Source organism: Paenibacillus sp. 1-18, from assembly GCF_000520755.1.
GTDB lineage: Bacteria > Bacillota > Bacilli > Paenibacillales > Paenibacillaceae > Paenibacillus > Paenibacillus brasilensis.
Genome location: NZ_ASSB01000084.1, coordinates 50,637 through 63,352, shown reverse-complemented (window position 1 = coordinate 63,352; position 12,716 = coordinate 50,637). Strand labels below are relative to the sequence as shown.

At 45.7% G+C, this 12,716-nt stretch carries 16 protein-coding genes; 8 read left to right on the top strand and 8 right to left on the bottom strand.

Going from position 1 to position 12,716, the window contains the following annotated elements:
* Nucleotides 1-4: 4 nt before the first annotated feature.
* From L693_RS0106090 to L693_RS0106060, 6 genes are all read right to left on the bottom strand, one after another.
* Nucleotides 5-1,117: a 2-aminoethylphosphonate aminotransferase gene (locus tag L693_RS0106090; protein ID WP_025716512.1), complete on the bottom strand. Its 1,113-nt coding sequence runs from the start codon at nt 1,115-1,117 to the stop codon at nt 5-7.
* Nucleotides 1,114-2,274, bottom strand: coding sequence for a phosphonopyruvate decarboxylase (aepY, locus tag L693_RS0106085; protein WP_049825072.1), 1,161 nt, complete (start codon nt 2,272-2,274; stop codon nt 1,114-1,116). Before aepY ends, L693_RS0106090 begins: the two co-directional genes overlap by 4 nt.
* The gene (aepX, locus tag L693_RS0106080) at nt 2,274-3,173 is read right to left on the bottom strand and encodes a phosphoenolpyruvate mutase (RefSeq protein ID WP_025716510.1); all 900 of its coding nucleotides are present in this window, start codon (nt 3,171-3,173) and stop codon (nt 2,274-2,276) included. The genes aepY and aepX overlap by 1 nt, the downstream gene beginning before the upstream one ends.
* Nucleotides 3,174-3,214: 41 nt before the next feature.
* Nucleotides 3,215-3,943, bottom strand: coding sequence for a YheC/YheD family protein (locus tag L693_RS0106075; protein WP_025716509.1), 729 nt, complete (start codon nt 3,941-3,943; stop codon nt 3,215-3,217).
* Between the two features lie 324 nt (nt 3,944-4,267).
* Nucleotides 4,268-4,930, bottom strand: coding sequence for a hypothetical protein (locus L693_RS0106065; RefSeq protein ID WP_025716507.1), 663 nt, complete (start codon nt 4,928-4,930; stop codon nt 4,268-4,270).
* A gap of 256 nt (nt 4,931-5,186) precedes the next feature.
* Nucleotides 5,187-5,753, bottom strand: a complete 567-nt coding sequence (locus L693_RS0106060) for a right-handed parallel beta-helix repeat-containing protein (RefSeq protein WP_269320825.1) — start codon at nt 5,751-5,753, stop codon at nt 5,187-5,189.
* 62 nt (nt 5,754-5,815) lie between these two features.
* Here L693_RS0106060 and L693_RS0106055 point away from each other — a divergent pair, with 62 nt between their 5' ends.
* Complete coding sequence (locus tag L693_RS0106055) at nt 5,816-6,439, top strand: acetate uptake transporter (protein WP_025716505.1); 624 nt, start codon at nt 5,816-5,818, stop codon at nt 6,437-6,439.
* Between the two features lie 78 nt (nt 6,440-6,517).
* Here L693_RS0106055 and L693_RS0106050 read toward each other — a convergent pair whose 3' ends face one another.
* Nucleotides 6,518-7,504 carry an aldo/keto reductase gene (locus L693_RS0106050; protein WP_025716504.1) on the bottom strand — a complete coding sequence of 329 codons (987 nt, stop codon included), beginning with the start codon at nt 7,502-7,504 and terminating at the stop codon, nt 6,518-6,520.
* A 190-nt stretch (nt 7,505-7,694) separates the two neighbouring features.
* Here L693_RS0106050 and L693_RS0106045 point away from each other — a divergent pair, with 190 nt between their 5' ends.
* From L693_RS0106045 to L693_RS0106025, 5 genes are read left to right on the top strand one after another with little or no spacing between them, the layout of a single operon-like run.
* Nucleotides 7,695-7,946, top strand: a complete 252-nt coding sequence (locus tag L693_RS0106045; protein WP_025716503.1) for a hypothetical protein — start codon at nt 7,695-7,697, stop codon at nt 7,944-7,946.
* A 40-nt stretch (nt 7,947-7,986) separates the two neighbouring features.
* Nucleotides 7,987-8,367, top strand: coding sequence for a spore coat protein (locus tag L693_RS0106040; RefSeq protein ID WP_049825073.1), 381 nt, complete (start codon nt 7,987-7,989; stop codon nt 8,365-8,367).
* Nucleotides 8,364-9,500, top strand: a complete 1,137-nt coding sequence (locus L693_RS0106035) for a zinc-dependent alcohol dehydrogenase (protein WP_025716501.1) — start codon at nt 8,364-8,366, stop codon at nt 9,498-9,500. Before L693_RS0106040 ends, L693_RS0106035 begins: the two co-directional genes overlap by 4 nt.
* Before the next feature lie 29 nt (nt 9,501-9,529).
* Entirely contained in the window at nt 9,530-9,742 is a 213-nt protein-coding gene (locus tag L693_RS0106030; RefSeq protein ID WP_025716500.1) for a hypothetical protein, read from the top strand.
* Nucleotides 9,739-10,038, top strand: coding sequence for a spore coat protein (locus L693_RS0106025; protein WP_025716499.1), 300 nt, complete (start codon nt 9,739-9,741; stop codon nt 10,036-10,038). Before L693_RS0106030 ends, L693_RS0106025 begins: the two co-directional genes overlap by 4 nt.
* Before the next feature lie 93 nt (nt 10,039-10,131).
* Here the strand turns inward: L693_RS0106025 and L693_RS0106020 are convergent, their stop codons facing one another.
* Nucleotides 10,132-10,764 carry a YfbR-like 5'-deoxynucleotidase gene (locus tag L693_RS0106020; protein ID WP_025716498.1) on the bottom strand — a complete coding sequence of 211 codons (633 nt, stop codon included), beginning with the start codon at nt 10,762-10,764 and terminating at the stop codon, nt 10,132-10,134.
* A gap of 165 nt (nt 10,765-10,929) precedes the next feature.
* Here L693_RS0106020 and L693_RS0106015 point away from each other — a divergent pair, with 165 nt between their 5' ends.
* The gene (locus L693_RS0106015) at nt 10,930-11,625 is read left to right on the top strand and encodes a response regulator transcription factor (RefSeq protein ID WP_025716497.1); all 696 of its coding nucleotides are present in this window, start codon (nt 10,930-10,932) and stop codon (nt 11,623-11,625) included.
* Nucleotides 11,618-12,622: a sensor histidine kinase gene (locus tag L693_RS0106010; RefSeq protein ID WP_025716496.1), complete on the top strand. Its 1,005-nt coding sequence runs from the start codon at nt 11,618-11,620 to the stop codon at nt 12,620-12,622. Before L693_RS0106015 ends, L693_RS0106010 begins: the two co-directional genes overlap by 8 nt.
* Nucleotides 12,623-12,716 lie beyond the last annotated feature (94 nt).

Genomic DNA, 12,716 nt, shown 5'->3' with positions numbered 1-12,716 from the left:
TTTCTCATCCGCATTTTATGCTACTGAGATAGCGTTCAAGCAATTCCAAAAATAACTCCATTTCCTTATACGTGATATCACCTATATTGGCAATTCGGAACGTATTTAGTTTCTCAAGTTTGCCGGGATAGATCATAATGCCCTTGCTGTAAAAATAATCATGCATAGATTGAAAATCATAACCTGCACAATGAGGCTCAAGAATGGAAGTAATGATTTTGGAGTGATGCTCCTCGGGAATGATATAGGTTAGACCTAAGCGGGTTAACCCGTTAATTAAGGTTTTCCAGGATGTCGCGTACCTTTCGTACCTTTTATCCACCCCTTCTTGCTTTAATTCCTCAATCGCTTGCCTAAGCGCATATAAGGTTTGGACTGGAGGTGTAAACCGCATCTGTCCATGTTCCACAAAATAGTTGTATTGAGCATACAAATCCAAATAATAGCTTCTTGGTTTCTGGCCTTTCAAATGCTCCAATTTGCTTTTTTCGGCGATCACAAACGAAACCCCGGCCATTCCCTGTAAGTTTTTGTTGGAGCTTGCCGCCAGGTAGGCAATATTCATTTCCTTTAATTGAATTGGAATGGCCGCAAATGAGCTCATGGCATCCACGATCATGTCGATTTGATACCTTTTGCATAGTTCTCCGATATCCTTCACCTTGTTAAGCAGGCCAGTTGTCGTCTCGTGATGAACGACGGCCAAATGGGAGACGGTGCGTTCAGAAGATTGGATATACCTCTCTAATTCAGCCAAATCAATAGCATCATCGGGAGGACTTTTGAATTCAAAATATTCCACTCCATAAACCTTCGCTATCTCGCACATCCGTTTTCCATAGGCTCCATTGCTGACAATGATCACCGCATCGTGATTCGGCACCGAACTGATGATGGACTCCACCGCTGCAGTACCCGACCCGCCAAACAATACGGTCGCATAATGATCCGGGTCTGCGACCAGCCGGGTAAGCTCTGTAGAAATATACTCCATGATTTGGCCAAACTCGGCTTCACGAGGACAAATATCCGGAACCACCTGTGACCATTTCACACTTTCTGTAGTCGTTGCCGGACCAGGGGTAAGCAAAATGTTTTTCTTGACGGGAGAACTCATGAACCGCTCACTTCCTTGCCCTTCAAAGGACTGTTATGAATAAACCGCTGCAGACGTTCTTTTACTTCATGAGGCTTCATATGCGGACGAGCAAGCTGATCCTTGGAATACTTGGATATTTTCAGGTACAAAAACGTAAGTCCTTTATCCACTTTCCATTCTTGTAAACAGGCCCTCAGTTCCTCGAGACTGTGAACATGAATCGACTTTGTATACCCGCAGGAAGCGGCAATGTCTATGAAATCGACATTATGGGATACCGTACTCTGCCCGCCTGTTGATTCATGAGCGTTATTATCGAGCAGAATATGAACCATATTGGCTGGATGATAATAGCCGTTAGTTGCCAGGCTCCCCATACGCATCAACAGAGATCCGTCTCCGTCGATCACGACGATATCTTTGCTTGGTTGGCTCAGAGCCAAACCAAGCCCCAAGGAACCGATGCATCCCATAGAACCTACCATGTACAGGTTGTTAGCCGCATCTTCAATTTCATACAGCTCACGCCCGGTTTTACCAGTTGTTGCGAGCTGTATGGTATCGTCGTCTTTCATGGAGTTAATCGCTGATAATGCATCATACCGTGTAGGCATTTGATGGTCCGCATGACCATGCTGTCGGATCTGATTTAAATGAATGGAGGTTTGCAGTTTTTGCAATGGCTCTTTGTCGAACGTCCCTTTCTTAACAACAAAAAAGAACGAGCGACGCCGGGCAATTTGCTCATTAGCCTGGATCAGCTGATTTTTGGCCTCTTCTAAATTTTTGGAGAGATATTGCCATTCCACATTCATCACATCCAGCATTTGCGTTGTAATCCGGCCCATCAGTTCATGCTGAGGTTCGTCAGGTATCCCCGGTTCTCCGCGCAGGCTGACAAATCCAAGCAGCGGAATATGAAAAGGGTAATTAAGAGAGGTCAATGGCGAAATAGCGTTGGTCAGCCCTGAATTTTGCATAAGGACTACCGACTTCTTCCCACCTATATAAGCTCCAGATGCAATGGCGACCGCATCCCCTTCGTTAGCCGCTGCAACATAATCACATTCGTTTATCGCATAATTGATCAAGCTTTTCAAGAAAGAGCATGGAACACCGCTGAAAAAGGTAAAACCTAATTTTTTCAGCTCTTCTCCTAACAATTTCGTGTCCATTATACGTGCTCACCCGAATCCGGTTCTGACGATGGGAGGTATTTTCGTTCCGCAGCTTGCAGCTCCTCGACCCCTTGAAGCCGGAATACTTCTTCGAGGGTTGCAACTCTCTTTTCGATATGGACAAGGCTTTCATCCCGATAAATTCGGTCAGATAATTGTTTCATGGCTCGGATGGATGCTCTCAAATTATGGTTTGCCCAAATCACAAGGCTGATTCCCATCTCCTGAAACCTGACGGTTGGGGTTGTATAGTATTTGGTAGGCACGATCACTACCGGCAATCTTCCGGCCCATTCCTTCATGAACGCTTCAATCTCTGTGACATCCGATCTTTTGCTGTGTATAAATACGGCATCGGCTCCTGCCTTTCGGTAGGCCTCCGCCCTTTGCAGCGCCTCTTTAAGCCCTTTCCCGGCAATAAATGCCTCTACTCTGGCCACCACCGTAAAATCCGCGTCCGTTTGTGTATCCTTCATCGCTTTAATTTTCCCGGAAAACTCCTCGATATCAGCCAAAGCCTGCTCTCGACCGCTAATGAAAGAATTCGTTTTGGGAAACCGCTTATCCTCGATGCATACCCCAGCAATATGACGTTGCTCCAGTTTCCTCACCAGCCGCCTTGCATTATTGAAGTTGCCGTACCCCGTATCTCCGTCCAGCAAAATCGGGATGGAGGTAGCATCACTCATGAATTCCAAAACATCCAAAACCTGCGTCCATGAGGCCTCATTGCTGTCCCTTACTCCCATCGCTGCAGAGATGGATAACCCGCTGGCCCAAATTCCTTTAAACCCCGCCTCCTCCACAATTCTAGCTGACAAACCATTATGGGCTTCCATGATAAACTCCAGTGTTTGAGAATGGACCAAATCTCTAAGTTGCTTTGTTTTTTTCATTGAAGCTTCTCCTTCTCCCCTAAAAATAACGTGCAAGGAATTTACTTCCAAATAATACTCTTGTTTCTCATGATCGTGTTGATCATAGTAGGATCGGGAAGCTGAGTAAACAGCATATGCCCGGGGTGTGAGTTGGCCTCTATAATCCAAATACGGCCTTTTTTATCTATGGCAATATCGACCCCCAATTCGCGAACCGGATGCCGTTTATTAATCGTTTTGGCAATGATGACGGATAACTTGGAGATTCTATGATAATAGGCATCTGCTTTCGTACGGTTGTGCTTAAAAAGGCTGAAAAGAGCTTGATGCAAAGATACTGCATGCCCGCCTTTAAGATAATTGGTAACATACTTATGAGGTGCCGCGACACGGGCGGCCGCGCCAGAAATTACCCATTTTCCCCCTGGTTTCTGTAAGTATATCCTGGTGTCAAAAATCGACCCGTGATACTTAGCTAACCGAAGTCCTTTCTGTACTAAGTACATGCGTCTGGATTTCTGGTATGACTTAATTGCTTTTAAAACAAAACGAGATCCAACAATCCTTCGGCTTGAGCCCCTACGAACCTCATATCCTTTTTTCAATCTTTTGACCCGGATGATCCCGCTACCACCACTTCCGTGATTGGGTTTTATGAAGACCGATGAATAGGTATTCAGCATCCGCGAGGTCCTCGAATCCGTAAACCAGTGGGTTTCAGGTAAATGCGGACGCAAAACGGGATGTTGCAGCATTTCTTTATACTTTTTCATTTTTCCAATGGGCACTAGTCATCCCTCTTATCTTTTTTGATTTTTGCGCATACCGTATGCATATGCACCTGGTCCTCCTCCTGCGTGGGCGCTACCTCTGTTAGAACGAAGATATATGTCACAAACAGCATGTCCCACCTGTTATACCCCCAAGGAAATAGCCTTTCGGACAGGCTCGGGGTCTGGGGTCCGGTCTTTAGAAAATAGACTGTCACCAAATAACAAAAGATCCGCAACCTCTTTCGGTAGCGGATCTTTTATTTCCAGCAAGCGCTGGTGACACAACCTGCTCTCGTGCCAAGTGATATATGACTCATGGCCGAATGGCTGCTTGTCTAATTATCGGCTCCCCGGGACAGGCTTCGTCGTTTTCCCCACGCTTTTTTCCAGTACCCAAACAAGAACCCCCACCGCAAGGCTGGCGATGACCGCCGTGATCGCGGACCCGCCAGCATGTAGCAGCAACACGGGAACCCACAGCAGTCCGAGTGAACGATGCACGGTCCGCATCCACTTGTTACGAACTTTGTTAATAAAGAAGCCATATCCGGCGAGCGCCAGCAGAATGGCAAAGCTCGCAAGCCCGCTGTAAGTTTTGTGATCTTGAAGCTTGGTCATCAAAAAATAGACACCGTGGACGGCAATCAGGATTAAGGTTGCCCAACCCAGCAGCTTATGCATGGAATGCAACAACTTCCCGGCCTTTCTAACCAACACCGATGGCGATCTCAACTTCTTCTTAAACCAGAACCAAGAGAAAGCAGCCGCCCCAAGGAACACAGAGATAGTACCCAACGTCTTGAATATTTCCCCGTTGCCTCCATGCCCCTCCCCTCCGGGAGGACGACCCATCTGTCCTGCGTTGCTTACGCCGCCTTTTGGTGGTCGTGGGCCAAGCTCTCCGCCGGAAACTGAAGACATGTAGTAATAGTAGATTACGAACAAAGCTGCTACTATAACTGCAATCACTGCCGGAATCCAAACGGTCTTTTTCGTTTTCATTCGTTATACATCCTCCCCAGGAAAATTGCCTTGATTGTACCCGGCCAAGATGAAGGCAAGATTAAAGCTAGCTGAAAGTATACCTTTTAATGAATATAAAAACACTTGAAATAATACCCATTTTGACCGAAAATATAAAGGGTAATTCTGTAATAAATTCCACTATTTTATCAGGGAGAGTGTGTAATATGCCAAACATCTTTAATCGGAAGGTCAGGCTCAGCTTGTTGCTCGTAGCTATCATCGCGTTTGTTATTCAAGGTTCTACAGGTGACATCCATGTGGCCCATGAAGAATTGGTTTGGATAAATTCATTATCCGTAAAGGTATTGCCATCCGATTGGACCAGCAGACCTTGCAGGGATGCATTTTTCACCGTATTCCCGTATACGTTGTTACCTGTAGCTCCAGTCAGTACAAAGATTCCGCGCGGATAATTTTCAATTACATTATTGTTGACGATATTGTTAGCACCATTATTAGGGATGCGAATGCCTGCGTAGCCGTCAGATTGATGGGTTTTGTTGATAATTTGGTTCCCGGTAACCGTCGTGTAGGTTGCACGTGACAGATTGATTCCACTGCCGCCGCCCGAATTGGTAATCTGGTTATTCGTAATTTTGACGTTACGGAACTCACCTGCCGGGAAGCTTTCATGTCCGGTGGCAATGGCATGTCCATTATTCCGGTCAAAGCGGCTGTTGGTAATCTCTGAATCTCTCGTTCTGCGAAGAAGGGCTCCAATCGTGGTATCGCAAATCTCATAATCGGTAGCAGAATTATGCACTATGCGAGTACGTCCGTTTCCGTTACAATATGTCAGTGTGATTCTGGCATCGGCAGATTGACGCGTACTTGAACATTATTGGAGGCTTGTATTTTTTCATGCAAAACGAATCTCATTCTAACGTAAAAATCGTAACGGCCGATCCGAGTGCGATCGGTCTGTTTGGCTTGGCAATTGTAACGCTTGTGGCTTCATCCCAAAAGCTCGGCCTCACTGAGGGCTTAAGCTTTATCATCCCTTGGGCTATTTTCCTTGGTGCCTTTGCACAGCTGTTTGCCTGCATTCAGGATGCAAAGCATAACAACACCTTTGGCATGACGGCATTTGGTGCTTATGCCTTCTTCTGGTTAGCCGTAGCCAGTAGCTGGATGATTAAAATGGGCGTGTTCGGATCAGAACTGGCATCTGCTGTAGATGGCAAGCAGCTTGGTTTTGCCTTCGCGGGCTATCTTATTTTCACGCTATTCATGACCATTGGCGCCATGGAGACACATAAGGTTCTATTCTTTATCTTTGTCCTGATTGATTTTCTATTTCTTGGCCTTAGCTTCGATGCATTCGGCGTTGCTCCAGAGGTGTTCCATACCCTCGCAGCCTATGCCGAAATGGGGATTGGTCTGCTTTCATTGTACGGTACAGGAGCCGCAGTTCTGAATGCCCATTTTGGCCGTACGTTCCTGCCTGTAGGACGTCCCTTCGGCATTTTCAAACCGCGCCCTTAGCTGTATATGTAAGCCCCGCAAAGCCGCCTTTCGCGCCGATCCGCGTTAAGGACGGCTTTTTGGGTTATAAAGTTGGAATTATTCGGCTTGCCAATTCGGCATCCGCTCTGCCGCATAACGAAGGCCAGCTGCCATTCCTTTGGGAATGATCTCATTAATATTTTCCATTTCCTCCGCGGATAAAGCGATATCGACTGCCCCAGCGTTTTCCTCCAAATAAGCAACCCGCTTGGTGCCTGGAATCGGTACTATGCCCTCTTGTGCCAGTAGCCATGCCAAGGCCAGCTGAGAAGGCTTAACCCCTTTGCGAGCAGCGAGGTCCTTAATATGCTGCACGAGATCAAGATTCTTCTGGAAATTCTCAGGCTGAAAGCGTGGCACGGTGCGACGGAAATCATCTTCTGCAAAATCATCAAACTTCTGAATTTGCCCGCTCAAAAAGCCGCGTCCCAGCGGACTATACGCTACAAATTCAATGCCCAGCTCCTGGCAGGTAGGTATAACCTCATCTTCCGCTTCGCGACTCCATAAGGAGTATTCTGTTTGCAGGGCCGTGATCGGGTGAACCTTGTGAGCACGCCGAATGAGTGCAGGAGAAGCTTCGGACAGCCCCAAATAGCGGACTTTTCCCGCCTGAACCAAGTCACTCATCGCGCCAACCGTTTCCTCGATAGGTACATTCGGATCAACCCGGTGCTGGTAGTACAAATCAATGACATCTACCCCCAGTCTTTGCAGACTGCGGTCACATGCCTCTTTTACATATTCGGGGCGACCGCTGACACCCAGAAATCCCCCATCCTCTCCGCGCATAATGGAGAATTTGGTAGCCAATACCACCTCATCCCGGTGGCTCCGCAGGACTTGACTGATTAGTTTCTCATTTTTTCCCATACCATAAACATCGGCTGTATCCCAGAAGTTGATTCCCAGCTCCAGCGCACGATGAAGCGTTTTGATCGACTCCTGATCATTCAACTCGCCATAATATTCAGACATTCCCATGCAGCCCAGACCCAGTGCGGATACTTGAAGGTCACTTTTACCCAGTTGTTTCTTTTTCATTTCAATCACTCCGATCTCAAAGAATAGTCATCGGTCTTTCTAATCACCATCACGTTACATCCAGTATGTTACTACTTAAAGTTAACTTGAAGTCAAGCGGTATCGCGTTACACGCTATATCAAATATCCGAATAAACATAGTTACGCTGGACACCATACCCCATGAGAATCATAAAAGAAGGGTGATCCTATGATAAGTCAACAGCCTATATTAGCGGCGCATGAGTCCCTTGAAATTCACGAAGCGCTTAACTTTAAAACGTTATGCTTAGCCAAGTCCAAATTAATGCAGGGGCTGGTATTCGATCAGGAGCTAAAGGATTTAATGGAAAAAGATGTTCAGCAGTCTATTCAGGCTATTGCCGATTTGCAAGCGGTATATGCTAAAGCACCGTTTCAAGCACCTGTTCCGGCCTTTCGCCCAACACCAATCTTAAATTGAGGTGACCAATGTGACATTAAATGAGACTCAGCCCGCTCATATGGATTATGTCGATCCTAAAAATTCATTAAATATGCCGGAAATGGCAGACATGACGTTTGCGATGGATTTTCTGATCCGCGCCAAGGAAGGGGTACGGAACACGGCAGTAGCTTTGACGGAAACGGTCTCTACGGATGCCAGAACCCTGCTGCGTAATCATTTACATCAAGGCATCGCGCTTCACCAGGAAATCACCGATCTTATGGTGCGAAAAAAATGGTTTCATCCCTATGATCTGCAACAGCAATACCAATTGGACCAGCTGTCAGCCAATAAGACGATGGATATCAGCAATATGAAGCTGTTCCCGGACGATACCACCCGCAAGGGCATGTTTGATCGCACGCCGGACGAGCATATGGGAGGAAACCAGGCATGAAGGCAGTGACTTACCAAGGCATCAAAAACGTGGTGGTCAAAGAGGTTCCGGACCCAAGTATTCAAAAAGCCGACGATGCGATTATCAAACTGACGACAACTGCCATTTGTGGCTCAGACCTGCATCTCATCCACGGGATGATTCCGAATCTACAGGAGAATTATGTTATCGGACACGAGCCGATGGGTGTTGTAGAAGAGGTTGGAAGCGGCGTGACAAACTTAAAAAAGGGAGATCGCGTGATCATTCCGTTCACCGTTGCGTGTGGTGAATGCTTTTACTGTAAAAACCAATTGGAAAGCCAATGTGATCATTCTAACGAGCACGGAGATATGGGCGGTTTTTTTGGCTATTCGGGAACAACCGGTGGGTATCCGGGTGGACAAGCTGAATATTTACGCGTGCCTTTCGCCAACTTCACTCACTTCAAAATTCCCGAGAGCTGCGAGCATCCCGACGAGAAGCTCTGTCTCATCGCTGATGCAATGACTACTGCCTTCTGGAGCGTCGATAATGCCGGGGTGAAGGACGGAGACACGGTCATCGTCATTGGTTGCGGTCCGGTAGGTCTGCTGGCGCAGAAGTTCGCCTGGTTCAAAGGAGCAAAGCGAGTCATTGCAGCGGACTATCTGGATTATCGTCTGCAACATGCGAAGCGTACCAACCACGTGGAGACCGTTAATGTGGAATCGCAAGAGAACGTCGGCAACTACCTGAAGGAAATGACCAAGGGAGGCGCAGACGTGGTCATTGACTGCTCCGGCATGAGCGGTAAAATGTCTCCGCTGGAATCGCTGGCTTCCGGTCTCAAGCTTCACGGCGGGGCTTTAGGTGGACTGGTTATAGCCACACAGGCTGTCCGCAAAGGCGGCACCATTCAAGTTACCGGAGTATACGGCGGACGGTACAACGGTTTCCCTATGGGGGATATTTTTCAGCGAAATATCAATTTGCGTACAGGACAAGCGCCTGTTATTCATTATATGCCCTATATGTATGAGCTGATTGATACGGGGAAGGTCGACCCCGGGGACGTTGTTACACACGTGATTCCGTTAAGCGATGCCAAACGCGGATATGAAATTTTCGATACCAGACAAGACAACTGCATCAAGGTTGTACTTAAACCTTAACTATATATTGAGTAGGAGGTTAACGTTATATGGTGTACGGCGTGCACGAAATACTTGAAGTTCATGAGCTATCAGCGTTCAAAGCAGTGTGTCTGACCAAGTCTAAAACAATGCAAGCATTGATCTCTGATCCGACTCTCAAAGCTATTTTGCAGCAGGATGTCGACCTAACAACCCGGCAGTTGCAAGAGCTGGGTAACGTTTTAAATCAAGCCTCGTCACAACAGGAGGTGAAGCAATGAACACACTGCTGGAGCATTTGACCGGACTGCACACCTTAACGGATCAGGTCATTGCAGCCGATTTTCTGAACACTGCCAAAAGCGGTGTGAGAAATTACGCCATGGCCGTAACAGAAGCGGGAACCCCAGAAATTAAAGCTATGCTTACAAAGCAACTGGATGAAGCCATTGATACGCATGAACGAATTTCCACATACATGATTGAACGTGGCTGGTATCACCCATGGAACATACAAGAGCAGCTTTCGATGGATTTGCAAAATATCCAGACTGCATTGCAAGCCCCCACTTTGTAAAACAGATTTCCCCTAATGACTGTAAAACCAGTGAGCCGTCTTTCGTGCCGATTCACGTTAAGGACGGCTTTTAGGGTTATTAAGCTGCTAGAGCTATGGGCTTGCTAAGGCTTCTTCCGTAATTTTTTTAATATCAATGGATGAAGGAGTTTCTTCCTTTACCATATCCGGCAGGATATTTTCCAAAAAATAATCCACGCATTTTAATCGGATGTTTTTAATTTTCACAAGCGCATTACGATACATCACTATAAATTCTTTTTCGGTATTTCCCCGCTGAAGCTCAGCAAATGCCTCGTACACCTGATCCATTTTGTCTGCCACTTCAAGGATTAAGCCTTCTACAGAATCATCTTTACCTTCCCGTAACTGTTTGCGGAAAATGGCTTTAAAATCCTCGGGAATATTCTCTTCAATAAAATAATCAATCATACCTTCTTCGACCTGCTGGATTAATAATCGGAGTTCCTTAGAGGAATGCTTGACAGGCGTTTTAATGTCTCCAATAAAAATCTCCCCGTAATCGTGACTGCTCGTAATCTCGTAAAGCTTTTTCCAGTCAATGCTTACACCGTTTCTCTCCTCGATATCAGCCAGCGTTTTGGCGTACTGTACCACTTTCCACGAATGAGCAGATACGCTGTGCTCTTCAAATTTAAACTTGCCTGGACAACGAATAATTCTTTCCAGCTCATTGAGTGATCGAAAATACGTGTGAATTCCCATCATTGCATCCATCCTTTAGAATATATGAGATCGTGGATATATACCAACTATAAGCCTTAACTATTAACAGCAGATTATCGCAATATCAAGTTGAATCTTCACATATAGCACATACACAATTTTTGCTATACTCTTTATAAAAAAATAAAAAATGTGGTGAAATCGTTGTTCAAAATCTTACTGATTGAAGATGATGAAACTTTGTTCCAAGAAATGAAGGACCGGCTAACTCAATGGGCCTATGATGTGTATGGTATCCGGGACTTTAGTAAAGTCATTCATGAATTCTCAGCCCTAAAGCCTGATCTGGTCGTGATTGATATTCAATTGCCGAAATTTGACGGGTTTCATTGGTGTCGAATGATTCGATCCCACTCAAATGTCCCTATTCTTTTTTTATCATCGCGTGATCACCCTACGGATATGGTTATGTCGATGCAGCTTGGAGCGGATGATTTTATCCAAAAGCCATTCCATTTTGATGTCCTTATTGCAAAATTACAGGCGACTCTTCGCCGCGTATATAATTACAATACAGAGCCCGTCTCCCTGAAAACATGGTGTGGAGCTACGGTGGATTATGAAAAAAATGTAGTGGCCAATGAGGCTGGCTCCATCGAATTAACCAAGAACGAAATATTCATTTTAAAGCTGCTCATTGAGCAAAAAAATAAAATTGTCGCCCGGGAGGAGCTCATTAAAAGCCTATGGGATGATGAACGTTTTGTCAGCGACAATACCTTAACAGTCAACTTGAATCGCCTGCGAAAAAAACTGGACGAGCTGGATTTGGGACGTTTCATTGAAACGAAAGTGGGTCAAGGCTACATGGCTACAGAAGAGGTACCGGGCTATGATTAAAAAATATCTTATGGAAAGGATGAGCTGGATTCTGCTAGTTGTATGCCAGCAATTGCTCATCCTTCTCATCGCTTATGTGGATGCGGCAATCCCGTTGATGCCGATTCTATATATCGTCTTCTTATCCACGATGGTTTTCTTGATTTTTTTAATCATCCGCTATCCCAAGGAAACCAAATTCTATAGAACGCTGGAGGAATGGGAGAGCCCGCTCGAACTAACCGGGATGGGTGAACCGGAAAGTCCGTTTGAACAAATTGTTGAACAAAAAATCAGCAAACAGACTGAACGACTACAACAGATCATTTCGCAAAATCAATTAACCCTGGAACACGAAAAGGATGAGCTATTATCGTGGATTCATGAGGTGAAAACACCTTTGACTGCCATGCATTTGATGATCGAGCGACTGGAAGACAAATCGCTTAAGGCTCAACTCACGTATGAATGGCTGCGCATTCACTTACTGCTGGACCAGCAGCTCCACCAAAAGCGCATATCTTTTATTGAAAATGATTTGTATGTAGAGCAAGTTGATCTAAAATCTCTCGTTTATAAGGAGATCAAAACCCTGCAATCCTGGTGCATTCAAAAAGGGATTGGCTTTGACATCCAGCTTGAGCAAATGGAAGTGCTCAGTGATGCCAAGTGGCTGGCTTTTATCATCAGACAGCTCTTAACCAATGCCATCAAATATAGCGATGCCAGCGATGTTATCCTTCACAGCTATGAGCAAAATGAGCGCATACGGCTTGAGGTTCAAGACTTTGGTCGCGGCATTGATCCGAAGGATATCCCCCGCATTTTCGACAAAGGCTTTACATCCACGACCCAACATTCTGATCATACTTCCACGGGTATGGGGTTATATTTAACGAAAAAGGCAGCAAAGCCCCTGCTCATTCATATTGATGTCCACTCCAAGCCGGACGCTGGTACTACCTTTACTTTAATTTTTCCCAAGCGAAATGATTTCGTCAGTATGATGAGCATGTGACAGAGATGTCACATGCTTCTATGTATTGTTCGCTCAATCAAGGGAAAAACAACGTCCCTATTTTTATAATAAAGCTACAAGAACATGAAGGAGT

Bases quoted from the DNA above. Each gene is read 5' to 3' on its own strand.
- L693_RS0106025 (WP_025716499.1), top strand. From the start codon at position 9,739: ATGAACACACTGCTGGAGCATTTGACCGGACTGCACACCTTAACGGAT.
- L693_RS0106020 (WP_025716498.1), bottom strand. From the start codon at position 10,764: ATGGGAATTCACACGTATTTTCGATCACTCAATGAGCTGGAAAGAATT.
- L693_RS0106040 (WP_049825073.1), top strand. From the start codon at position 7,987: ATGGATTATGTCGATCCTAAAAATTCATTAAATATGCCGGAAATGGCA.
- aepY (WP_049825072.1), bottom strand. From the start codon at position 2,274: ATGGACACGAAATTGTTAGGAGAAGAGCTGAAAAAATTAGGTTTTACC.
- L693_RS0106030 (WP_025716500.1), top strand. From the start codon at position 9,530: ATGGTGTACGGCGTGCACGAAATACTTGAAGTTCATGAGCTATCAGCG.
- L693_RS0106050 (WP_025716504.1), bottom strand. From the start codon at position 7,504: ATGAAAAAGAAACAACTGGGTAAAAGTGACCTTCAAGTATCCGCACTG.
- aepX (WP_025716510.1), bottom strand. From the start codon at position 3,173: ATGAAAAAAACAAAGCAACTTAGAGATTTGGTCCATTCTCAAACACTG.
- L693_RS0106055 (WP_025716505.1), top strand. From the start codon at position 5,816: ATGCAAAACGAATCTCATTCTAACGTAAAAATCGTAACGGCCGATCCG.
- L693_RS0106010 (WP_025716496.1), top strand. From the start codon at position 11,618: ATGATTAAAAAATATCTTATGGAAAGGATGAGCTGGATTCTGCTAGTT.
- L693_RS0106045 (WP_025716503.1), top strand. From the start codon at position 7,695: ATGATAAGTCAACAGCCTATATTAGCGGCGCATGAGTCCCTTGAAATT.
- L693_RS0106065 (WP_025716507.1), bottom strand. From the start codon at position 4,930: ATGAAAACGAAAAAGACCGTTTGGATTCCGGCAGTGATTGCAGTTATA.
- L693_RS0106035 (WP_025716501.1), top strand. From the start codon at position 8,364: ATGAAGGCAGTGACTTACCAAGGCATCAAAAACGTGGTGGTCAAAGAG.
- L693_RS0106090 (WP_025716512.1), bottom strand. From the start codon at position 1,117: ATGAGTTCTCCCGTCAAGAAAAACATTTTGCTTACCCCTGGTCCGGCA.